At 42.1% G+C, this 23,477-nt stretch carries 21 protein-coding genes; 6 read left to right on the plus strand and 15 right to left on the minus strand.

What is annotated here, in order from left to right; genetic code table 11:
• Positions 1–41: 41 nt before the first annotated feature.
• The 4 genes from QUD05_RS22230 to QUD05_RS22245 form a co-directional block, all read right to left on the minus strand.
• Positions 42–1,076 carry a phage tail protein gene (locus QUD05_RS22230; RefSeq protein ID WP_289797971.1) on the minus strand — a complete coding sequence of 345 codons (1,035 nt, stop codon included), beginning with the start codon at positions 1,074–1,076 and terminating at the stop codon, positions 42–44.
• A 57-nt stretch (positions 1,077–1,133) separates the two neighbouring features.
• Complete coding sequence (locus tag QUD05_RS22235; RefSeq protein ID WP_289797972.1) at positions 1,134–3,332, minus strand: putative baseplate assembly protein; 2,199 nt, start codon at positions 3,330–3,332, stop codon at positions 1,134–1,136.
• Positions 3,329–3,742, minus strand: a complete 414-nt coding sequence (locus tag QUD05_RS22240; protein ID WP_289800046.1) for a GPW/gp25 family protein — start codon at positions 3,740–3,742, stop codon at positions 3,329–3,331. The genes QUD05_RS22235 and QUD05_RS22240 overlap by 4 nt, the downstream gene beginning before the upstream one ends.
• Positions 3,743–3,858: 116 nt before the next feature.
• Entirely contained in the window at positions 3,859–3,996 is a 138-nt protein-coding gene (locus QUD05_RS22245; protein WP_289797973.1) for a hypothetical protein, read from the minus strand.
• Between QUD05_RS22245 and QUD05_RS22250 the strand changes: the two genes are divergently transcribed.
• Positions 3,995–4,603, plus strand: a complete 609-nt coding sequence (locus tag QUD05_RS22250) for a PEP-CTERM sorting domain-containing protein (RefSeq protein WP_289797974.1) — start codon at positions 3,995–3,997, stop codon at positions 4,601–4,603. The two genes, QUD05_RS22245 and QUD05_RS22250, sit on opposite strands and share 2 nt — an antisense overlap.
• A gap of 428 nt (positions 4,604–5,031) precedes the next feature.
• The gene (locus QUD05_RS22255) at positions 5,032–5,514 is read left to right on the plus strand and encodes a GNAT family N-acetyltransferase (RefSeq protein ID WP_289797975.1); all 483 of its coding nucleotides are present in this window, start codon (positions 5,032–5,034) and stop codon (positions 5,512–5,514) included.
• Positions 5,515–5,620: 106 nt separating this feature from the next.
• Here the strand turns inward: QUD05_RS22255 and QUD05_RS22260 are convergent, their stop codons facing one another.
• From QUD05_RS22260 to QUD05_RS22285, 7 genes are all read right to left on the minus strand, one after another.
• Positions 5,621–6,118, minus strand: coding sequence for a PAAR domain-containing protein (locus QUD05_RS22260; RefSeq protein ID WP_289797976.1), 498 nt, complete (start codon positions 6,116–6,118; stop codon positions 5,621–5,623).
• 89 nt (positions 6,119–6,207) lie between these two features.
• Positions 6,208–7,941: a VgrG-related protein gene (locus QUD05_RS22265; protein WP_289797977.1), complete on the minus strand. Its 1,734-nt coding sequence runs from the start codon at positions 7,939–7,941 to the stop codon at positions 6,208–6,210.
• A gap of 116 nt (positions 7,942–8,057) precedes the next feature.
• Complete coding sequence (locus QUD05_RS22270; protein WP_289797978.1) at positions 8,058–8,621, minus strand: CIS tube protein; 564 nt, start codon at positions 8,619–8,621, stop codon at positions 8,058–8,060.
• 37 nt (positions 8,622–8,658) lie between these two features.
• Complete coding sequence (locus QUD05_RS22275; RefSeq protein WP_289797979.1) at positions 8,659–11,649, minus strand: hypothetical protein; 2,991 nt, start codon at positions 11,647–11,649, stop codon at positions 8,659–8,661.
• 23 nt (positions 11,650–11,672) lie between these two features.
• On the minus strand, positions 11,673–11,861 hold the full coding sequence (locus QUD05_RS34140; RefSeq protein WP_354666147.1) for a phage tail protein: 189 nt from the start codon (positions 11,859–11,861) through the stop codon (positions 11,673–11,675).
• 4 nt (positions 11,862–11,865) lie between these two features.
• Positions 11,866–12,198 carry a phage tail protein gene (locus tag QUD05_RS34145; protein WP_354666148.1) on the minus strand — a complete coding sequence of 111 codons (333 nt, stop codon included), beginning with the start codon at positions 12,196–12,198 and terminating at the stop codon, positions 11,866–11,868.
• Positions 12,198–12,437 (minus strand): hypothetical protein, encoded by a 240-nt coding sequence (locus QUD05_RS22285; RefSeq protein WP_289797980.1) that lies wholly within the window; start codon positions 12,435–12,437, stop codon positions 12,198–12,200. The genes QUD05_RS34145 and QUD05_RS22285 overlap by 1 nt, the downstream gene beginning before the upstream one ends.
• 194 nt (positions 12,438–12,631) lie before the next feature.
• Between QUD05_RS22285 and QUD05_RS22290 the strand changes: the two genes are divergently transcribed.
• Together QUD05_RS22290 and QUD05_RS22295 are read left to right on the plus strand one after the other, a co-directional pair.
• A complete protein-coding gene (locus QUD05_RS22290) occupies positions 12,632–13,891 on the plus strand; it encodes a hypothetical protein (RefSeq protein WP_289797981.1) in 1,260 nt (419 codons plus the stop codon).
• A 153-nt stretch (positions 13,892–14,044) separates the two neighbouring features.
• Positions 14,045–14,794 (plus strand): eCIS core domain-containing protein, encoded by a 750-nt coding sequence (locus QUD05_RS22295; RefSeq protein ID WP_289797982.1) that lies wholly within the window; start codon positions 14,045–14,047, stop codon positions 14,792–14,794.
• On the opposite strand, the gene QUD05_RS22300 is transcribed toward QUD05_RS22295, so the two are convergent.
• The 4 genes from QUD05_RS22300 to QUD05_RS22315 form a co-directional block, all read right to left on the minus strand.
• Positions 14,762–15,739 (minus strand): LysR family transcriptional regulator, encoded by a 978-nt coding sequence (locus tag QUD05_RS22300; RefSeq protein ID WP_289797983.1) that lies wholly within the window; start codon positions 15,737–15,739, stop codon positions 14,762–14,764. The two genes, QUD05_RS22295 and QUD05_RS22300, sit on opposite strands and share 33 nt — an antisense overlap.
• 230 nt (positions 15,740–15,969) lie before the next feature.
• Positions 15,970–16,788: a WGxxGxxG-CTERM domain-containing protein gene (locus QUD05_RS22305; RefSeq protein WP_289797984.1), complete on the minus strand. Its 819-nt coding sequence runs from the start codon at positions 16,786–16,788 to the stop codon at positions 15,970–15,972.
• Between the two features lie 846 nt (positions 16,789–17,634).
• Positions 17,635–19,014, minus strand: a complete 1,380-nt coding sequence (locus QUD05_RS22310; RefSeq protein ID WP_289800047.1) for a HEAT repeat domain-containing protein — start codon at positions 19,012–19,014, stop codon at positions 17,635–17,637.
• Positions 19,015–19,066: 52 nt separating this feature from the next.
• Positions 19,067–19,480 carry a QcrA and Rieske domain-containing protein gene (locus QUD05_RS22315; RefSeq protein WP_289797985.1) on the minus strand — a complete coding sequence of 138 codons (414 nt, stop codon included), beginning with the start codon at positions 19,478–19,480 and terminating at the stop codon, positions 19,067–19,069.
• Positions 19,481–19,990: 510 nt separating this feature from the next.
• On the opposite strand from QUD05_RS22315, the gene QUD05_RS22320 reads away from it, so the two are divergent.
• On the plus strand, positions 19,991–21,586 hold the full coding sequence (locus tag QUD05_RS22320; protein ID WP_289797986.1) for a ferredoxin--nitrite reductase: 1,596 nt from the start codon (positions 19,991–19,993) through the stop codon (positions 21,584–21,586).
• 230 nt (positions 21,587–21,816) lie between these two features.
• A complete protein-coding gene (locus tag QUD05_RS22325; protein ID WP_289797987.1) occupies positions 21,817–23,319 on the plus strand; it encodes a NarK family nitrate/nitrite MFS transporter in 1,503 nt (500 codons plus the stop codon).
• Positions 23,320–23,477 lie beyond the last annotated feature (158 nt).

The following is a 23,477-nucleotide window of genomic DNA, read 5'->3' on the forward strand; positions in this document are numbered from 1 at the left end:
GAAAAGCTCAGGCAGAGGTCAGGGAGAAGAAGTTTAAAATTTTATTGGCTAGAAGGAGTTTCGATAGATAATTCGTATGTGCAAAAAGCAGGTTTTTCTTGTTCTATGATTCTTTGAATAAGTTCTTCGTTGATGATGCCACTAGAAATATTTGAACGCAAACGCACTATAAAATGATATGGTTGTCCGCCTGCTAAAACTGCATTTCCTAATTGTGCATCTCCGATAATGAAACTTGGGCCAAAAGGTTCTGTAATACTAATATGTTTATCAGCTTCATTCGGTAAATGTTCGTCTAACGGTAAACCAGTATAAAGATGCAAGTAGAGACGCAATCCTTTACGAGTTCCTCGCCAGCGATAAAGTTCTACGGCTCGGCGAATTAAACGCCGTTGTTGCTGGAGATCCCAAACGGAATCTACCTGCCAAGCAACCCAATGAGCCATAAAGGGTAGTAATGCTTGCGGTGCTGTCAAGGGATCGAGGTTTGCCCACATGACGTTGTAACTATCAACTATTGGTTGAAAAGCTTGCTCAAATATTTTCATGAAGCGACCAATAAAGTCCACCTCCCGATACAAAATTGGCAAGAATTCCATGTAGGCAGTGTAGGGACGGATGTATAAATCGAAATACTCGCTTCTCTCGATTTGTTCGTTGTCCGTGCCTGGGTCTATGTGTAGAGTAATTAGGCTGCGAAAATTGAGTGTTAGTTTGTCTTTTTTTCCAGGGGAAATTGCTTCTTGGTCTTCAAAAAATGTGTCGGGAATTGAGAAGTGGAGAACAGCATCCATTTGTCCGCGAGGCTGTATCTCACTACCTTCTGTGCCAATCTGACACCATTGGGATGGGAAGTTTCCCTCAACGCTTAAGCTTACCCGCAAAGGACGTTGTTCTAAGTTTTGCACCTGCACAATCATCTCGCTGGGATGTCCAGGATGCAAAAGCAAACTACGTCCAGCTATATCAATATTTTCGGCATTTGCAAATGCTAAACCTGCCACAGGTAAAGCTTCGGGAATTTGCATTGGCGTTAATTGAATGCTTACACCTGGACTAGAGCGACTTTGAACCATAGGATTGGGTATTGGGGGAGAAGAACTACTGACAAATGACAAATTACGAATTACGAATTACGAATTACGAATTATCTGGATGTCGTGATTGGAACGCAGATTTGTATCAGCCCAAGAACATATCAAACCTTCCGATCCCGGATCGATCAATTGTTCTGGTGATGGTTGTCGCCGCCAATTTTCTCCTTGCTTGCGGATGGGAAATAGCAAGACGGGGCCTAAATGACGCACGCCTGGGGTTTGTTGCAGTAATGCGACAATATCTGATGTATAAACTGGTCGCCCAAATGGCCAACCTTTGCCGTCGATTCCTCCAGTTAAGGGATTTAAATATTTATATAGCGATCGCCTTAAATTCCGGCGAATTTCTTCGCTGGCAAAAGGATTATTGTATGCTGGCTCTAAAGCAATTTCTGTCTGTACCGAAACACCTACGTAATTCGGCTCTTGTAACTCTACTTGTACCCCTAATAAGCGTCTTTCATCTAAATAACTCAAAATTTGCTCTTGCAGGGCATTACTGAGGGCAAAATCTTCTGGTGTCATGCCATTGCCTTGGGCGATCGCATCTGTGTTTGCATAAGGCACTACCAGTAAACTAACTATACCAGCTTGTCTGCGAGAATTTGCTGGCAAACACCGGACGCGAGCGATCGCACCAGCACCCGCCTGTTGAGTTAAAACTTCAAAATCTTCGGCAGTGACGGCGCGATCGCGCGTGCGGAGGATGCGGGGAGCTTTCATCACAGCCTGTTCCAGTGACTCTGCATCCGCCCCATTGATTGCTGGTACGCGATTGACCACACTAGCAATGTATGGATATGCAGACTTCAAAAACTGAATTGCCCCAGTTTGAACATTGCCTTCTCTACCGCCGCCTGTACGATAACTAACCATCCTAATCTCTGCACCACGGGGAGGAATTGCCCCATATTGATGTTCCGACTGATTATTTTCCAGAACTTGTACAGATGTGTCATCCAGTGATGGTTGCTGGATTCGCGTTCTTACCTGAGTTTGTTGTTTAAGTTGGCTAGGTTCTCGAATCAGAGGGCCGAATTGGATTGTACCAGTGATGGAATCGATGGTGTAATGGAAGTTATGCGGCCCAGAATCAGCAAAATCTCTCACCTCAGTCCACTTTTGCGGCAAACCACCAGCCGGAGTAACTAAAATATACTCATCTTCTCGGCGTTCTAAAATTGGTGCTGTTTGTAACTGGAAACTTTGACCGGGTGTACCATCACTAATTCCCAATCGCTCATCTTGAATCAGCGTACTATGGCTAGCCCTAACAGTACCGCCAATTGAACGCACTGCTAAACCAATAATTCGTGGCGGACGATTGTAACCAGTTTCATTCGATTCTGTGCTTACAAAGCTACAGCGCAACCAGCGACCTCGGTAAGAGGTAAAATTAGCCACAGGCCAAATTTGAGGTAAATGCAGACGTACTTCTGCACCTTGAGAAGGGTTTTCACCCTCTTGGGCGATTTCATAAAAACTGAAACCGCGAGTTTTATCATCTGATTCTTGCAATAAAACTGATTGCCAATTTTCCCCATCCCAGGCTTCCCACTTGCGGGGTGGTTGATTGGGGTTAATCCCAGCAGGAGTAGCCGCAGCTCCCTGGAAAATAATTTCTAAAACATTAGCATCTAAAGGATCGTCAGAATTAATTGCTAAATAAAAGCAATTACCAGGCTGGGGTTCCTCTTCAAAAATCGGTTGTTCATTACCTGTCCAGTAACCGTTAGATTGACGAGTCCAGGAAGTTGTGACTCTTTCGCGCAGAGATTGGGGAATATCTTCGGTAGTTTGGGCAGTTAAAAAATGTTGGATGCGGGGTTTGCCGATAATTAAAGGAGAATCTGTGCTGAAAGTTATCGCTTCTGTAGTTTCAGTGCGGATAGTTGAAGCTTCTAATCCTGCGGGAATCGTGTAGGCTTCAGGTAGTGCAGCACTTAAATAAAAAGTTAATTCTGTGCGGGCTGGGGCGGGAGGCTGGAGACGAATACCTAGTAATTCTAAAAAAGCGACATAATTTTTTCGAGGTACTTGGTTGAATCTGAGCAACATTTGGTCAGTTAACCAAGCAAATAACTCAATGAGCGTAATTCCTGGGTCGCTGAGATTGTGGTCAGTCCATTCTGGACAGTAGCGAGGAATACGCATAATACATTCTTGCACCAAATCATCAAAGGCGCGATCGTCTAAGTTGGAAGAAGGTAATTTCGGTAAAAAATCAAAGTTCACGATTCCTCCCCAGCTGACACCAAATAATAAGGATAAACAAAACTATAAATATCGGGACTGTCTTTGAGCCGATAATTGATGATGATGTCCACTCTGCCACGCACTGGATCGGGATCGGTGACAACTTCATCGATAGTAATGCGTGGTTCCCAAACTTCTAAAGCTTCCAAGACATAAAGACGAATTCGCAGTAGGGTATCGCTATTCAAAGGTGCAAACGCCAGTTCCGACAAGCGCGAACCAAAGGTAGGTCGATAAACCCGCTCACCTACTCCCGTGCGGAGGATAATCCAAATAGATTCCTTAACTTTTTGATCTTCACGGCTAAGTTGTATCCCACCTTGCACACTTAAATGCAGTGGATAAGCCCAACCTGTTCCCAAATAGGCTCGATCGCGACCATAAACCATATCTGGCACTTAGACAGCTGTTACATGGATATCTTCAAAGATATCGGCACAAAGGCTTTAAGCCTATTCGCCAAAGGTCGAGGTTGAAGAGGCGAGGGGCACAGGGAGAAAAACTTTTAACCCACATTCCGCACTTTGCTATATGCTGTATTTTTGGTGCTAAACTGCCATTGGTTTTGGGTTGCGCCGTAGCTTAACTCAACTTCCAAGAATCGGGTTCGCCTTTGGAAAGCAATTGCACTAACAATCTCCATGAAAAATCTAGCTTTACTATCTGCGACAGCTATTGCTGCTACATCTGGATTAGTTTTTGGGACAATGCAAGCCGCCTCTGCTCTAAATTGGAACTGGAATTATTCTAATACTAGTACTGACATCACGGCCAGCGGTACTTTCACCACTAATGACAGTCCTGACGATTTAGGTTTTTACCAGATTCTGGGAATTACTGGTACACGAAATGGTGAAACAATTACTAGTCTGCAACCTGCCGGAACTCCGATACCAGGAAACGAACCTTTTAATGTTGACAATCTAATTAGTCTTAATACTCAACAGTTAACGGGTGACGGTTTTGGCTATTCCACTTCTCTTGGAAATTATTCTAGTCCATTTTTCGCTAGTTTTTTGCCGACACCAGGTTATTTAGAGATTTTTTCCGCACCGCCATTTATACCAGGTTATGAAAATTTCGGACTAGAAGATAGTGAGTTACCCATTAGTTTTTTTGCAACTATAGTTACCGTCCCCGAACACACCTCTATTGTTAGCTTACTTGCCTTAAGTACTCTGGGCGCACTTTCAGCACTCAAACGTAATAAGTCATCTAAATTCACTGAAAATACAGAAAAAATAATCTAGTAAAATAGCCCCGCGGAAGTCCCCACCTTCAATGTACTCAGCCGCCAATTAAAACAGTAAAATCACCTTTGGTAATTTTATTCGGTGGCCCTAATGCTTTAAGGTAAAAGCCAGTCTAGAAGAAGCTTTTAAAGATCATATCTGACCTCGTTCCCGGTCTGAGACTGGGAATGCCATCCTAAAGGCTCCGCCTTCCTTACTGGCGGCAGAGCCGCCATGAGNTAGCATTTCCAGCCTCTGGCTGGAAACGAGGTTTGAAAGGAGTTTTAACCTTAAGTTGACACCAATGAGCAATGCTGTGCCCTTATGACAGATAGTTCAAATACATGAAAATTGCTGTAATTCAGATAAACGATCGCAAACTAGGGTTGTCGGTAGCCACTGACCAGAAATGTTATGCCAATATTTGAAGAATCAAGAATTAATAGATGATTGAAATTTTTGAAGCAGACCTGAGTATGCCTGCTCATGCGGACGCTATGGTTCAATTAATGGATGAGTATGCGCTCGACCCGATGGGTGGTGGTAAAGGTTTGTCGGACTACGTTAAAGCAAATCTCTCAGCAGAGCTTGCAAAAAGAAAAGCGGCTCATGTAATTCTTGCGTTTGTCGATGCCGAACCCGCAGGGCTTGTTGTCTGCTTAGAAGGATTCTCTACGTTCGCGTGTAAGCCATTACTTAATATTCACGATGTCATCGTTGCTTTACCCTACCGTGGTAGAGGCTTGTCCAAACTGCTGCTACAGAAAGCGGAGGAGATCGCGTTTGATTTGGGTTGCTGCAAACTCACGCTAGAGGTACTGGAAGGAAATCATGTTGCCCAGTCAGCATACAAGGCGTGCGGATTCAGTGGTTATGAGCTAAATCCCCAGATGGGCAAGGCATTATTTTGGGAGAAGAAACTAGGATAGGTGACTGATGAGGAGAAAAGTCCTGAAAGCAGATTGATTATTAATCCTGACAAAATTTCGGATAAAGTTCCAACTCTCCTCTCCCTCATATTCTCTACTTCTCCAATTAGCCGCCAATCAAAACAGTAGGATTACCTTTGATAATTTTATTCGGTGGCCCTAATGCTTCTAAAACAGTGTCCCCCATCCGAGATGCAGGTAGATTGTTAATTAACACAGTCTGACTACCGTCAATCACAACCCCAGGGCCGTGAGGAGGGACAGGCAATGGTGTCGCGCAATTATGAATATCAGCACCGGCTGCTGCTGCTGCGATCGCACTACCCATAGTAGCAGCTGCCGTTGTCTTTGTAGTTTGTTCAGCAGCTAAAGCAGCAGGCGCGCCTGGCGTACCAGCCGCCGCTAGGGTAGCAGCCTCAGCCGTTTTGATAGCTATATCAGAAGATGTTTTAGCAGACTGCAAACCTGGTACTGCTGCTGCAAGCACACCCCGCCACGCAGGTAAAGACCCAATCAACACATTCGGACTACCCGGCCCTCCTGTTAAAACTGGGGGTAAGGGGTGCGCCACATTGTCGGTAATTCTTGCTGCTGGTCTACCCATCACAACCTCCCATAGTCTTTTTAATTAACTGTTTTCGTCAAAAATTACGAATTACGAACTTGTACTGAGCGAAGTCGAAGTATTACGAATTAATTAAGTCGAATCAACGCACCTTTAACTGTAATCGTACCCTTGGCTGAAATGTCTATATTTCCAACAGCATCCAATGACAGATTACCTTTTGACTCCACTGAAACAGATTTACCCATGTCGTCCATTTTGATTCTATGACCGCCTTTAGTTTCAATCTCTATACACCTTTGACTATCATTGAGATATATTTTGTGACCGTATTCAGTTTCTACACGAATACCTTTTTTACTACTTCCTTTATCTTCTTCAACAAATTGTAGAGTATGACCTACACGGGTTTTAATGGTGCGTAATCTTACACCACTTGTAACTGAATCCCTTACTTTTTCTGGTGGTGCATCCTTGCCATTCCATACTCCGCCAATAACGTAGGGACGGTGGATATCGCCATGCTCAAAACCTACTAAAACTTCATCGTTTACCTCTGGTAAACAGTCAAAACCTCTATTTTGGCCTGCTCCCACAGCTACAACTCTCGCCCAGTCACTTGTATGTTCTTCTGTGAGCGTGGGAAACTTAACCTTCACCCTACCCCATGCCTCTGGGTCTTTGTTATCAGTGACAATTCCGACTAATAAAGTCTCAGATGGTTGGAGACGTTTTTCTGGAGATAGAGTTGTGAATAAGCTACCAGAACGTAGTCCCCGCACGCTGAAATAAGTTTCATAAACGCGCTGACTGAAGAAATGGCGGGTTTCTGTAACATAATACTTACCACTATAGCGATCGCCCATACCCTCAAGATTAATAACCCGTCCAGGACGAATCTCAGGATTCCCTTCTGCTTTGGCATCTGCATAAACAAATTCTCCCCCTAGTTCATCACACAAAGCCTGAGCCATTGTGTCTGCTTGTTTTTTACTGGCAACAGGTTTATCTACAACAATCATTTTGGGAGACTTAAGATTAGAAAATGCATTACTAGTACTACTTCCTAGCCGATTACCTGTCTCGGTTATTTGCTTTTCTTTCTTGGCGGTTCCACTAATTAATTTTTTCTGGGTATAGTCCCAGGCGCGTACTTCTACAGAACTTATCTGTTCAGCACTAGTAACGCGGGTACTAAATTTATTAATATCAACTAGCCATTTTAATGATAAAGATCCCTGAGTTTTTGGTTTGCAAAAATTGACTTTTTCCTCTGTAATAAATAACTCAAAACCAATGCGGGCAGCCCTTTCTCGCAAAAACTCCATATTGGTTTGATTTTCTTGAAAGACATACTTATGAACTTCACCAGTTGCCTCTATATTGCCAAGCTTTATGCCTACTTCTTTAACTATTTGCTTGACTATATCGCTATCAGTTTTATTTAAAAAAGAACGATTATAACGACCTCTGTGCAGACGATGAGAAATATCATAACCGCGAACAATGATATCAGCTTCAGATTTTTCATTGAAGTTAACTTCCATCGCTGTAATTTCGCCTTCAATGAGGAATTCTCCTACTTCTTCTTGGAAGTTATTATCTAGAGTCGTACTAGAAGTAAAACCCAATTTCACTTTTTTCCCAATTTTAAATAAAGGCTCATGTCGCCAAGCTTTGTTTTCTGGTCGGTCAGATGCGGGAATATAGCTATTATGGATTACTAGCGTAAACATAGCTGGTAAATGAAGGCTTTCTTCGATTGTGATTTGCAACAAATCCTTCATTAATTCAGGAGAAGCTTGTTTTCCATCTATTTGTATTTTAGGTTCGCTTAAATAAAGACTTTTTTTTGCAGGCATAACTATTACTTTATAAATTATGGAATGTTCAGTAACACCTCTTTGGCTAAAGACGCGATTCATCGCGTCTCTACAAATGGTCTATTTGTCGCATTCTTTTTTCAAATTGGTATTACTTATTTTGTTTTACTCAGTGTTTGTCCTTTTGGATCTCCCGCACGAGCATCGCCTGTAGAAGCAGATTCACGTCCTCCAGGAAGGTTATTCTTATCTACTTCTTGCAAGGCTATATCTACCAGTGCCCTTACTGGTGTACCATCACTCAAAAACATATTTAAAGTGTAGGTTAAACTCGTGATTACACAATAAAAATACTCGTTTCCCCACGTAAATATATAAACAGGTGGTCGCTTGTCAGTTGCTTTACTGATAGTTTCTACACCTTTTTTAATATTATCTATATATTTCTTCATCACCGATTCTTTTGTTTCATAAGTATCATAAAGTAACTGTTTGAGCGTAAATTTGTAAGGTTCAACGCCAGAAAAGTTTACTTTCGGAAGTAGAGTAGTTCCTCTATTACCATCCTTACTTTCCCACTTAACAGTCCGAGCGAAAGTAATATCTGTAGGATTAAACATTAATTCAATATCTGGCGCTTCACCGTTATAAGCTACAAGTTTGGCTTTCTCAAGTTGCGGTTGACGCTTTTGAATAACAATAATTGCTGGACTTGCCATTTGAATATTCTCCTAAAATTAATTCTTGAATACAAATTTACCAAGGTAATCTACCAGAGGAACCACCATGACGTTCTCGCTCAATTTCTATCCGTTGTCGTAATCTGCTATAAACTTCACGAGCTAGAGCTTCAAGATCGGCTGTATCATCTTTATCATCTTCTTGAGAAAATGAGGATGCGCTCTCTATCGTCTCAGTTACTGGTGCTATTTCTCTAGATATGTCGGGTGGAGTAACTTCTCCGCCATCAGCAAAGCCTCTAGCTGAAGGAAGATGTTTAGCAAAAACTTGTGGTGATTCTGAAGCATGAGAAAATTCATGATTTTGGCTATTAGATTCTCCATCATTAAAATTAAAGCTAGTGAATTCATCATCATTTCCATTTAGCAAATCTTCCACACTTGACCATTGAGAAGGTGTATTTGACCATTGGGAAGATGTATTCGTGGTAGAATTTGCTTTTCGGAAAATCAGGGGAGGTGATGAGTATTGGGGTGAGGATTCACCTACATCAATTGTTTCATTGTGAAGGGTATGAATCTCTGGAGAATTGAGAATAGAAAGTTTCTGTTTATTAATATTCAATCCCAAGGAAGAAGGAATTAAAGAATTGGATATCTTAGGTGAATCAGTCTCAGCGCTTTTTAGTTGTAATGAAGTGTCTGAAAAAGAATCGACTTTAGTCGGAGTCTCTGGAGAAGTTTCTTCTTCTGGTTCTGTGGGATTGGATGTCTGTAAACTTGGAAGGATAATATCGTGCGGTGTTCCACCCGTATTGATGTGATGTAGTAGGGGTAGATTCTTCTGTGCATCTCTAGTATTAATCACAAACTCCCCAGGTGTAAGCATTGCGGGTACTGTATCTGAGGGTGCTATCTGCTGACGATTTTCAACACGGGAATCTGTTACGTGGCCACCAGTAGCATAACCTTTAGGCGCTGGCAAATTTTCTGCGATCGCATTTTGCTCAATTTGAGGTAGTGTGTTTACCTCATTTTGTGGGGAGGTGAGATTATCTGAGGTATCAACAAAGGTTAATATTTCAGGATTTTCTTCATTTGTTACCGCAGAGGTAAATTCTGATTCTACTATTTGTTCATTGTCAATAATTTCCCTGAAAATACTTGCATTTTCAACAATCTCAGGCGATGTAGCGGAAAATGGTGCGATCGCAGTTTCACTAATCTCTGATGATATAGCGGTAATTGTTGGTATTTCAACAATCTCAGATGATGTCGCGGTAAGTGGTGCGATCGCTGTTTCATCAATCTCACGCGATATGGTACTAACTACTGGTGTTTCAACAATCTCAGGTGATGTGGCGGTAATTGTTGGTGTTTCAACAATCTCAGATGATGTAGCGCTAATTGGTGCGATCGCACTTTCACTAATCTCTGATGATGTAGGAGTAATTATTGGTGTTTTAATAATTTCAGGTGATGTAGTCAGAAGTGGTGCGATCGCACTTTCACCAATCTCAGGTGATGTAGGAGTAATTATTGGTGTTTTAATAATTTCAGGTGATGTAGTCAGAAGTGGTGCGATCGCAGTTTCACCAATCTCAGGTGATGTGGCCGTAATTGTTGGTGTTTTAATAATTTCAGGTGATGTAGTCAGAAGTGGTACGATCGCAGTTTCACCAATCTCAGGTGATGTTGTACTAATTGCTGGTATTTCAACAATTTCAGGTGATGTAGTCAGAAGTGGTGCGATCGCAGTTTCACCAATCTCAGGTGATGTGGCCGTAATTGTTGGTGTTTTAATAATTTCAGGTGATGTAGTCAGAAGTGGTGCAATCGCACTTTCACCAATCTCAGGTGATGTGGCGGTAATTGTTGGTGTTTTAATAATTTCAGGTGATGTAGTCAGAAGTGGTGCGATCGCAGTTTCACCAATCTCAGGTGATGTGGCGGTAAGTGGTGCGATCGCAGTTTCACCAATTTCAGTTAATGTAGGAGTAATTGTTGGTATTTCAACAATCTCAGGTGGTACTAAAATGGGCTGACTTTCTGTAAACTCGCTATTAGTACTCTCAGGATAGCTGTCACGTTGTAGTGAAGTCAGATTTGCTGAGATATCTGAGACATTAACCACCATAGCAGACTGTGACTCTGAAATTACTAACGCTTCATTATTATCAGAGTTTCTGAATAAATTAGGTGTGTCTTCAATATTGGCTAAGGTAGGTGTTAACTGAACAGGTATACTCGCTGGAGATTCATTTGAAACATTGGAATCAATTTCTTGTTGTAGTGCAATAGGATTTTTTGCAACTGAAGACTCAGAATTAGGTACAGCAATATGATCTCTTGCAGTATTTTCATCATTCGCAAAAGGATGGAGTAAAGTAGGTGCATCATCAAGATCGGGTGAGGTAAGCGCTGACGGCAAAGCTAGAGAATCATCAACGACAGCCTTATCCAGTTGCAATGTGGGTATTGCCAAATTAGCCTCAACAGACAGAGGATCATCTGATGTTAATAAGCTATTTTCATGACTATTAATATTAACATCGCTTTGAACACTATTCTTAGCCACAGATGATTTAACTGCTTTTTTGGATTTGGATTTCTTCTCAAGTGGCTTTTGAGATTTATTTCTTTTTTTTGATTTAGATTTATCTTTAATATTTAGTTGTTGTGAGGTATCATCACTCGTTTTTTTATCAATCCGATTTGGCAGTATCTCTGGATTACTGTCTTTTACTAATTCATTATTATTAACATGACTATTTTCTGAGAGAGCTATTGAATCAAAAAAATCAGATTCAAGCAATGGCAAATCACTATTTATATCTTGATTATCCCAACCTATTAATGGTTGTATCGATGCTTCATGTTCACGAGATAAGAAAATTTTAGAGGATTTAACTAATGGTAGTTTAGTTTGTATGGGACTAAGAAAATTACTTCGTGAATGCAGAGAATGAGACTGTTTTCTCAATGCCATTCTATCAGAAGTAGATAATGATGATATTATTCCCAAGGGATGAATATTGTTTCCTAGTGGAGATTGAATAATTTGCATAGTTATCGTTGAAAAATAGCCATTTAGCTAGAAACGAAATATCCACTTTTTTGATTCCGTTGTACAGCAGTGCCTCCTCCTGTAGACCTTGCAACTTGTAAACCTTCATAAGCTAAAGTTAATTCTTCAATGGCAACAGCCTTACCATCTGCTTGGAGTGCAGGTGTTTTCCAGGTTATAGGAATAGCACCAATCAAAGTCCAACTCATCATCGTTTCACCAAGCTTGATTGAAAATCAGAATATTGACATTACGTCGAGATGTTTTCTTTTTTTCATCAAAAACTGCATTCATCCAGTTCCAAAAACCTGGATGATCGGTAACTCCACGTTTAAGAGTTATGTCTGCAAATTCTGTATGACCTAAATAAATTCTTTGTTGGTCGTTGACACCACCTTCCTGAAACACATTTTTCTTAATTTGAATACTTAATCCTGTACATTCCGCAAAAGATGCAGCAATAGAACTGTCTATTTCTACGTAGAAACGATTAGTAGTAACATAATTTAATTCGTGAGTAATATTGCCGTTATTAGCGCCTGTAGCCATCACAACCACCTTTGAGAATTATAATTACCGAGTCTTTCGCGCTGCGATCGCAAGTCTTCTAGTAAAAGTTTATATACGCGTTCTGCGAGTTCGTTCAGCAGCAGTGAGTTGTTGAGATATTTACTTGCCGTTTTAGCCGCCTTCCTAGCATCAGAAGTCACTGAAACTCCTGCGTAGCCAGCAGTACCACCAACATCTCCATCGAACGTGAAAAGATTTTGTTGCTGATTTGAGTCCATAAATTAAAAAACTCTCCCTAAATCCAGGCTAAAGGTACTGCATCAGAATCAAAAGTAGCCAAAAGTCGAACTTAAGTTTTTATCTAAATTTAGACTTTCGACAAATTGTGTTGTGAGTGCGATCGCAGTATTCTAGATTGTTAGTAAGAGCAAAATATTTATCTAGCTACTGCTTGGGCAACCAGGAAAAGAAAATGAGAGAACACGTCAGCCGAGAGAAAAAAACTACTACAGGCTTCTCAATTCCATCCCTGAAACACCCAACACACGGTTTTGGTTTGGAGTCGTCGGCAATTTCACGCCAAGCGGTTCCAAAAATACAACCACTCCATAAACCACTGACTCACGATATCAGTCGCATACCACTTCATACCCAAGCAAAACTCTCAATTAGCCAGCCTGAAGACAAATACGAACAGGAAGCCGATAGCGTCGCACAGCAGATGAAATCTCTGGACATACAACGACAACAAGCGCCAGAGGATGAGGAAGAATTACAGATGAAGCCGATGGTGCAGCGATCGCCGATGTTAATGATAGGTAGCGAAAAAAGAGAACCTATAATCCAGCGAGATATCGAAAATGCTACCTATGACAAATCCGATCCAACAAGCGCCGAGGCATCTAAGGCTTTCTTCACAGCCTATAATGAAACTGTTCAAAAGGCATATAACTATGCAATCACCGTACCTAATTTAGGAGGTTATGGGGAATTGAACGGTTATACCAAACTTTGGGTTCAAAAGTGGAATGAACATTTATCGCAAAAGCGCCCGAAGTTGATGGCAGCAGCCTTTGGATATGTAATCGAATCATTGGTGAGTGACTCAAACTCGGAGTTTCATCCCAACATATCTGGAGAGTATTCAGTGGATACACAGGTAACGGTGGGTGGAACCCGTCCTGATTTAGTTTTGCGGTTAAAAAAAGGAAGCAACTATATTGCATGGCTAGACCTAACAGCCTCAGATAGTGTTGACCATATTTACACGAAGGATAATTGGTCTTTAAAAGTTAGCAATTTTGCAGAAGTTACCTATCCTTCTCTTGATCTTGGCACTTTAGCCTTCATGCAACAAAATAAAGACAATAAGGGCGGAATAAGCGAAGCGGATCTCAAAACAAGATTGGCTGCTGCTCAGGCAGAGTATGGAAAACGTAAAGAGCAATGGAAGGAGCTTGGTCAAAAGTTTGCTTTCAATCAGATTTGGAAAGAAATGAAGAAGAGTCGCGAGACCTTAAGTATGATGCCAGAATATCCACGACAATTTATTTTGGAGAAACTAAAGAACGAATTCCAGGTTGCTGAATTAGATGAAAAGCTAGTGCCAAGTATCTTAATTGCTATGGGCGTATCGGCAACACCTTGGGGCTATACAACGGGATATAGCAGCAGTGAAAAAGCAGGTGAGGCATGGCTGATAGATAATGCGCCTGCTGAAGCTTCAACTTGAATAAGTGCGATCGCCCGATACTATAAAAATTGGGTTGCCGAAAATTTAGACTTTCGATGAATTGTATTAAAAGTGCGATCGCTGTACTCTGATTAAAGATATCAACTAGCATAGATATTTATCCACCGACTGATCGGGCATCAGGAGAAGTACATGAGAGAACGCGTAAGTCAGCCCAAAAAAGCAACCACTGCTTCCTTCTCAATACCTGCACTCAAACAACCGACGCGTGGTTTTGGTTTAGATTCCCCTAGTGCTTCGTCCCAAGCAGTTCCATCGGTGCAACCTCTTAACAAACCACTAATGCACGACATTAGTCGCATATCACTGCGTCCCCAAACAAAACTCACTGTTAACCAGCCAGGAGATGTTTACGAGCAGGAAGCTGATAGAGTAGCACAGCAGGTAATGCAGACGATGAGTGAGCCTGTAAGTAAGCAGTCTGTGCAACGGGAAGCATTGCCAGAGGAAGAAGAAGAATTACAAATGAAATCTCTGGCAGATACCAATATTTCGCTACAACGGGAAGCATTGCCAGAGGAAGAAGAAGAATTACAAATGAAATCTCTGGCGGATACCAATATTTCCCTGCAACGTCAGGGTGGTGGAGTTGCAGCCACATCTGATCTAGAAACTTCAATCCAACAGGAACGGGGAAGCGGACAGCCACTCTCAGACGATATCCGGCAACCAATGGAACAATCTTTTGGGACTGACTTTAGTAGTGTCAAAATCCACACAGATAGCCGCTCTGACCAACTCAACCAATCCATCCAGGCTCGTGCCTTCACTACAGGACAGGATATATTCTTCCGTCAAGGAGAATATGCTCCAGAGAGTCATGGAGGAAAGGAATTACTTGCCCATGAGTTAACTCACGTTGTCCAACAAAATGGCAGGTGACGAAGGCGATCGCTGCTGGTCAATTTGCAGTGGAATATTTTCCCGCACTAGTTGCCAAAAATGCTTGATGGGAGGAATTTGCAGACGGTCTTGAGTTGTCACCATAACTACCCGACGAGTCAAACTCGAACCATCTGCTAAACCACTAGTATTATTGCTAGCTAAAGAACGAATCGCCAGCGTAGGGTCAAGACGTGCTTCTAGTAACGCTGATTGAGGTAGCAAAGCTATCAGTTCTCCTTGGCGCACGACTCCCCGGAAGGCATCTAGGGTATTTACCTCTAAAGCCGACTGGAGTGTAGCTTCCATTCGCTCAAATCTATCTTGGATTAAGCGTTGCATCCCATAACCATCTTTAAAAACCACTTGGGGATAACGAATTAGCTCCGACCAAGGGACGCATTCATATTGTGCTAGAGGATGATTGGCTGCGGTTAAAACTTCTATAGGTTCATCATAAAGTACTTCTACCACCATTTCTCTACTAGTGGTTAAAAAGCGATTATTCATCACAATTGCTAAATCTACCAATCCATCTTTGAGGACTTTCAGGGCGCGATCGCTCCCCAATGAAGTCACTCGCAATTGCACATCTGGATAATCATGACAAAATTTTTGCAACACTGGTGGTAAGTAAGATCCACAGAGAGAGTGAATTACGGCAATGCAAAGTTCTGGTTGCTTTCCGGCGATTAAATCGGCTAATTCTTCTGTAGCAGTCTGCCACTCTTGACAAATTTTGCGAACGCGGGGTAACAAACGTTCGCCTCCTAGTGTCAGTTTGGCATGAGTGCTTCTGTGAAACAGTTCTATCCCCAAATCTGCTTCTAATGCTTGGATTTGGCGACTAATCGTCGATTGGGTAACACCAGATGTTCGCGCTGCTTGTTGAAAGCTGCCAGTTTGGGCGATCGCTAGAAAGGCTTGCAACTGCTCTAGGCGCATTTTTATGTAGCCTGAATTACATTTATCAGTTTTATTAAGTTAACGGATTTTTATCCACAATTTAGTATAGTTTGTTACAGCTTTTTTTATATGATTGACATTTAAGTAAATCAGATTTGACCGCCTTTGTCCTGAATGATGCGCTTTGCACCGATTTTTTCGGTAAATTTCGCCAAAAAAATAATAGAGGGCACAAACTAAATTTGTACCCTCCTAGAGTGTGGTAAATACTATTTTCTGGAGCGAGAACCTGCTACTTCATCAGGATCGCTATAAGCCCGGACTTTTTCGCGATTACGCAGTCCAGCTAAACCAGCTAGACCAAGTAAACCTAGCCAACCAAAATTGAAACCGCGATCGCTAGGTCTTTCGGAAGTTACGACGCCTGTATTCCTGTTAGTACCTGTGGCATCAGTGCCCGTGCCTGTAGTATCGGTACCTGTTGTTCCAGTACCTGTAGTATCAGTACCTGTAGTATCAGTACCTGTTGTTCCAGTACCTGTGGTATCAGTACCAGTGCCAGTGCCTGTTGTTCCAGTATCTGTGGTATCAGTACCAATGCCAGTGCCTGTTGTTCCAGTACCTGTGGTATCAGTACCAGTGCCAGTGCCTGTTGTTCCAGTACCTGTGCCAGTACCTGTTGTTCCAGCACCAGCACCAGTACCTGTTGTTCCAGCACCAGTGCCAGTACCTGTTGTTCCAGTACCAGCACCAGTACCTGTTGTTCCAGTACCAGCACCAGTACCTGTTGTTCCAGTACCAGCACCAGTACCTGTTGTTCCAGCACCAGTGCCAGTACCTGTTGTTCCAGTACCAGCGCCAGTACCTGTTGTTCCAGTACCTGTTGTTCCAGCACCAGTGCCAGTACCTGTTGTTCCAGTACCAGTGCCAGTGCCTGAGCCAGTGCTACCACTGGAGCTTCCGCTACCGGAGCCTCCACTGCCGGAACCTCCACTTTGGGCAGAAACTGAAGGAGGTAAGGATACAGAAGCGAAACTGATGGCAAAGACAGTAGCTAAAACAGCTTTAGATAAATCGAAAGGCTTCATGCTTATGGTTCCTTTTATGTTCTAGATTTGTGTGGTTAATTGATTTACAAAAGCAATATTGTCTCTTCAATCCACTACTAAATTAGGTAAATTCTGACAAGATAGATTGAAGAGTGTTTTACTTAGCTTCTTCTGGAAAAGTCGAAAGGATTTGAAGATATCACAACAACTTACTATTCGTCACATTAAGCAAAATAACTCATAATCAGTAATTACTATTTCAGGATTAAGAACCTACGAAAAAATTCGCTTTTTCAGAAAAATAGAAACTAAATATTGTATTTACTTCTATTTCTTCTATTTTATTTAATTACTTATTATGAATTATTTTGTTCCTGTTAGATAGTATGAGTGTTAGTTTTTTGTCGGACTTCTACTTAACTAAAAACTTTATACAGCCAGATGCTGCTAGCAGTTGAGATTCTATTAAGAATACTTCACAATATTATTTCACCTGAGAACTTATAACTTCATACTCCAGGTGTGTCTTGCTTTAGACTTAAGGAATACTTTTATATGAAGGGGAAGGGGGAAAGGGGAAAGGTAAAAACCTCGCCCGACGTTAAGCGAAATAATCCTTGTATTTTGGGTCAGGTAAAAACCTCGCCACGTTAGGGCGACTCTATTCATCCCTTTTCCCCTTCCCCTTTACCCTTTCCCCTTTTATTGTCAGTTCAGTAGGATGGCATAAATAATTAAAGGTTTGTAGCAAAGATTTTAATCCTCTCTTCTCTACGAAAGGTTGCACTTCTCTACGTTCGCGCAGCGTGCCGTAGGCAAGTGGTACGACTCCTCTCAGTGACCACGCTAACGAGACGCTACGCGATTAAAAGTTGACACTGAAATTTACCATTCGGCTAAAGCGATCGCGATTCCTTGTTTTAAATCTGGTGTGATTGCGTCATTATTTGCTAACTGCTGCAATTGTTGATGTGTGGCTTCCTCATTCAGATTTTTCAGGGCGGCGATCGCATGTAGTCTCACCGATGCATTAGAATCGCCTAACAGCGAAATCAATGGTTCAATTGCTTGCATTTCGCCTAACTGTCCTAAAGACAAGGCGATCGCACTTTTGATGCTAGCAATCTTTATGGCTGGATGTTGCGTTAGCGTTGGCAAAGCCTCTCGAAGAGAAGTGTCTCGTAGAGAAGCTTGCTGTTCGCATAGCGTTCCGCAGAAAAGGCATCGCAGTATTTGCAGTAAGATTTCGGCGGCTGGTGTAGTTAACTCCGGTTTTTGCACTCGTCCCAAAACTGTGACAATTTCTTGCCATACTGTCTCGGAAGTGCTTTGATTCAGTGCTGTTTGCAAATATTCCAAACTCGATAACGTCCCCACCCAACTTAAAGCGCGGATGGTTTCTAATTGCAGCGTTATCGGTGTCTGGGGTGAAATCAGCAAATCAAATAAGTGTTTGGCAGCGTCATCACTACCAATCCGAGAAAGGGTAACTGCGGCTGCACAACAAACATCAAGATTAAAGTCGTAAAGTTTGGGTTGCAGTCTCGTTATTAAATCTAATGCTTGGTGTAAGTCGGGGCGAAAACCTAAACCAAGCACTGCTGCACGCCTCACTGTGGCGGCTGTATCATCCAAAGCTTTTAACAATACTGGCGGTACGCGTTCGTCATGAAAACTGCTGAGGGCTTCAATTGCGGCGGCGCGGATTGCTGCTTGTGGATCTTGCACTACACTTAACAGCGGCGTAATGGTTTCTGGCTGCCGAATACAACAAAGCGATCGCACTGCTAACAATCGTGTATTTTCGTCTAATAGAAGTTCAGTTAGTGAAGCAATGGCAACAGTACCCATTTGTGCTAGTGCTGTAGCTGCGATCGCTTTGAGTTCTTCATCCTCATCATTTTTCAACAATTCAACTATTGACGCGATCGCTTCTGGGTGTTTAAATTCGCCCAAAGTCCTTGCTGCATACCAGCGCAATTCTTCTTCTGCGTCTTCATCTTCTAATATTTCAACGAGAGGTGGGATGGCAATATTTCCTAAGTTAGTCAATACTTTGGTGATTTCCCAGCGTTGTTGAAAATCCCCCATTTCTAAGATGGAAAGTGTTAATTTCAGGAGATATTCTCGATTTTTAACTATCTCTGGATGTTCCGAGTCTGTCCCTAAAATTAACTGTTGCAAATATTGAATTAGTGATGACCAATCAGCGGCATTATGTGCTGCCTCGGCTTGTACCAAAAGCTGTTTGATGTTACTCACAATATCTTGCTTTAATTATCATCTCTTGTCCCCTGCCTCCTGCCTCCTGCCTCCACTAAGTTGGCTTAACTACAACAGAATTACCCTCAATCTTGGCGGCATAAGTTTTGAGCGCTTCTGTCGCTGGGCCTTTTTGCACTTTACCGTCAGCCCCAAATTCTGAACCATGACAGGGACAAGCGAATTTTTTGGCATCAGCTTTCCATGCTACGGTGCAACCTGCGTGAGTACAGGTAGGGTTAACAGCAGTTAGAGTTCCGGCTTTAGATGTTCCGACTACCAGCACAGGCCCAGCAGGTGAGTCTTTTGCCAGCAATTGACCTGTTTTATCTAAATCTGCCAACGTACCTACTGTTTGCCAATCTTTAGATACTGGAGTTGTTTGAGAAGAACAAGCTGCGATCGCTACAGGTAGAGAACTCGCAATCAAACCCAAACCTACCCAATTAATAAAGTCACGACGTTTCATAGCTGCTGAAATAATATCTAAGTTTTAGCTAACATCTGCCATTCAATTTTGGATTTGAGATTAATCTATGGCACTCCAAAATTGCTTTAGTCATCTCAAATACCGTTGATTAAGGGTTCTACATCGTTCCTTAGTGACTTTAATGTAAAAAATGCATATTATTCATGCGTTTTTGGAAGATTATACCAAAAAACGTAACAATTTATACGATTTTAACAAAAAAATCATCTTAAGTTATGAGTATCGAAATTGTTACATGAACATTATCTAAACCTGCTTGACAAATTCCCAAGATGTAAATGGCCACAACTTTTCTTTAACTAACCACGGATTTGAAGTTTCGCGTTGGAATGTTCTTGAGTAAAAATAATCAGCCGTAGTTAAATATTAAGTTTTTATTCCCTAACCCTCGTAGATACAGCACCTGATGTAACTACGGATTGATTGGTATTGGGAAATTACGACCACAGTTCCCGATCATATCAGTAATTTGCAACGAGATTCAGCCTCATGACAGACATAGCAACTACCACTAACCTTAATAAGTTTGAGAAATTAAAAGCAGAAAAAGATGGACTTGCCATCAAAAGTGAAATAGAGAAATTTGCCGCTCTGGGTTGGGAGGCGATGAACGAAACAGATCGCGATCATCGACTCAAATGGGTAGGCGTGTTTTTTCGGCCAGTTACTCCAGGCAAGTTTATGATGCGGTTGCGGATGCCTAACGGTATTCTTACAAGCAGCCAGATACGTGTTTTGGCCCAAGTAGTGCAACGTTACGGTGATGATGGTTGCGCTGATATTACTACCAGACAGAATATTCAATTACGGGGGATTAGGATTGAAGATTTACCAGATATCTTTAATAGATTTCACGCAGTTGGTTTAACCAGTGTGCAGTCAGGGATGGATAACGTTCGCAATATCACAGGCGATCCCGTGGCGGGGTTAGATGCAGATGAGTTGTACGACACGCGAGAGTTAGTACAGCAAATTCAAGATATGCTCACCAACAAAGGCGAAGGAAACCCAGAGTTTAGCAACTTACCACGGAAGTTTAATATTGCGATCGCAGGTGGACGAGACAATTCGGTTCACGCTGAAATTAACGATTTAGCTTTTGTGCCAGCATTTAAGGAAGCAGGGGAGCAAAATTTCCCGTCTGCCGATTCCCACGACAAAATTTTTGGGTTTAACGTTATAGTTGGTGGCTTTTTCTCAGCTAAACGTTGTGAAGCGGCGATTCCTCTAAATGCTTGGGTGGCTCCTGAAGATGTAGTCGCTGTGTGTAGAGCGGTTTTGGAAGTATTTCGCGATCATGGGCCACGTGCAAATCGGCAAAAATCCCGCTTGATGTGGCTAATCGATGAATGGGGTTTAGATAAGTTTCGAGCAGAAGTTGAAAGCCGTTTGGGTAAATCATTATTACCCGCAGCAGCAAAAGACGAAATCGACTGGGAAAAACGCGACCACATCGGGGTATATAAACAAAAACAAGCAGGATTAAATTACGCAGGTTTGAACATTCCTGTTGGTCGGTTGTATGCCGAAGATATGTTTGAAATCGCTCGTCTAGCAGAAGTTTACGGTACTGGCGAAATCCGTTTCACAGTTGAGCAAAATATCGTCATTCCCAACATTGCTGACTCACGTTTAGCAACATTTTTAACAGAAACGTTGCTGGAAAGATTTTCGATTAACCCTGGTTTACTGGCGCGATCGCTAGTATCTTGCACAGGCGCACAATTTTGCAACTTTGCCCTCATAGAAACCAAAAACCGCGCCCTGGCAATGATTAAAATCTTAGAAGAAGAGTTAACCTTTACCAAACCAGTGCGAATTCACTGGACAGGTTGCCCCAACTCTTGCGGACAACCGCAAGTTGCAGACATCGGCTTGATGGGAACTAAAACTCGTAAAAATGGCAAAACCTTGGAAGGTGTTGACATCTATATGGGCGGCAAAGTTGGCAAAGATGCCCATTTGGGAACTTGCATCATCAAAGGCATACCATGCGAAGATTTGCAACCAATATTGCAAGACTTACTCATCCAAAAGTTTGGGGCAAAACTCAAGCAAGAAGCCTTACTAGTTGGTAACTGCTAGTACTTATTAGGGGTATTCGGCATTGGGTAAAACTCAACCTTTGACTTTCAAGACTTAACCTTTGACCCTAAAGGCTCAACCTTCGACCTTAAAGGCTTAACCTTCGACCTTAAAGACTTAACCTTCGACCTTAAAGACTTAACCCTCGACCTTAAAGGCTTAACCTTCGACCTTAAAGGCTCAACTTTGGCTACCTCTTCACCGTATTTTATTCAATTAGAAAGATTGGAATGCTTAAAAACTTATTTTCATTTAGCGATCGCTACCGCATTTTACATCAGACTTGGTTTGCTTTCTTTCTCACCTTTGTATGTTGGTTTAACTTTGCTCCCTTCGCTACAACCATTGGCAAAGAGCTAAGTTTAGCGCCTGAGCAAATCAAAACTTTGGGCATCTGTAACCTCGCCCTCACAATCCCTGCACGGCTAATTATTGGTATGCTTCTGGATCGTTTTGGTCCCAGAATCACCTACTCAATCCTGCTGATGTTTGCGGTAGTTCCTTGTTTGGCGACAGCACTAGCGCAAGACTTTAATCAACTAGTCATCAGTCGTTTGCTGATGGGAATTGTCGGATCTGGGTTTGTGGTGGGTATCCGCATGGTGGCCGAATGGTTCGAGCCGAAGGAGATGGGAATTGCTCAAGGTATTTATGGAGGTTGGGGAAACTTTGGGGCTTTTGGCGCAGAGTTTGCCTTGCCGATACTTGCAGTTTCTACGAGTTTTTTCGCTGGTGGTGCTTCTAACTGGCGGTTTGCGATCGCACTTACAGGGATAATTACAGCCATCTATGGCGTAATTTATTACAACAGTGTCCAAGATACGCCCACAGGTAAAGTCTACAAAAAACCTAAGAAAAATGGTTCTCTAGAAGTAACCAGTGTTAAAAGCTTTTGGGCGCTGATTGTCTCGAATTTTGGTTTAATTTTCGCTCTAGGTTTATTAGCTTGGCGCTTGGAACAAAAGAACATTCACTTCCTAACTTTAAGCCAAATGTATCTGGCTTGGTTAGTATTAGCAGGATTGTTTGCTTACCAAAGTTACCAAGCTTGGCAGGTAAACCGAGAACTTCTAATTGGCAAGAAAACTTACGCTCCATCTGAACGCTTTCAATTTGGTCAAGTAGCTTTACTCGAATTCACTTACATAACTAACTTTGGCAGCGAACTAGCGGTTGTTTCCATGCTCCCAGCATTCTTTGAAAAAACTTTTGCTTTAGAACATGTTGTAGCTGGGATGATTGCTGCTACCTATCCATTCTTAAATTTAGTTTCTCGTCCCAGTGGTGGCTTAATTTCTGATAAATTTAGCTCCCGTAAATGGACAATGACAATTATCAGTGCCGGCATCGGTGTTAGTTATTTGATTGCACATTTTATTAATGGTAATTGGCCGATTCCAGTAGCGATCGCAGTCACAATGTTTGCCGCTTACTTTGCCCAAGCTGGCTGCGGTGCAACCTACAGCATCGTCCCCCTAATTAAGAAAGAAGCCACTGGACAAATTGCTGGAAATGTGGGAGCTTACGGTAATTTTGGCGGCGTAGTTTACCTGACAATTTTTAGCTTAACCGACGCTCCAACACTATTTAGCACAATGGGTTTAGCTGCACTAGTCTGTGCTTTTATGTGTGCCTTCTTCCTCAAAGAACCAAAAGGTTCCTTTGCCGCTACATTTGAGGGTGAATTACCAGAAACCGCAACGAAAAACCCTATCTTCTTAACTGAAGAATAATCAATTCAAGGATGAAATAGAAAACTCACTATAGCAATCCTTGCAGTAAACAAAAAGATCCCCGACTTCTTGAAGAAGTCGGGGATCTGAGCCTCCACTGCTTACTACAAACCCTCAACCTGGCGCTACATCTGAGGTTGCACAATCAAAATAACAAA

The organism is Nostoc sp. GT001, from assembly GCF_030382115.1.
In the GTDB taxonomy this organism is placed as follows: domain Bacteria; phylum Cyanobacteriota; class Cyanobacteriia; order Cyanobacteriales; family Nostocaceae; genus Nostoc.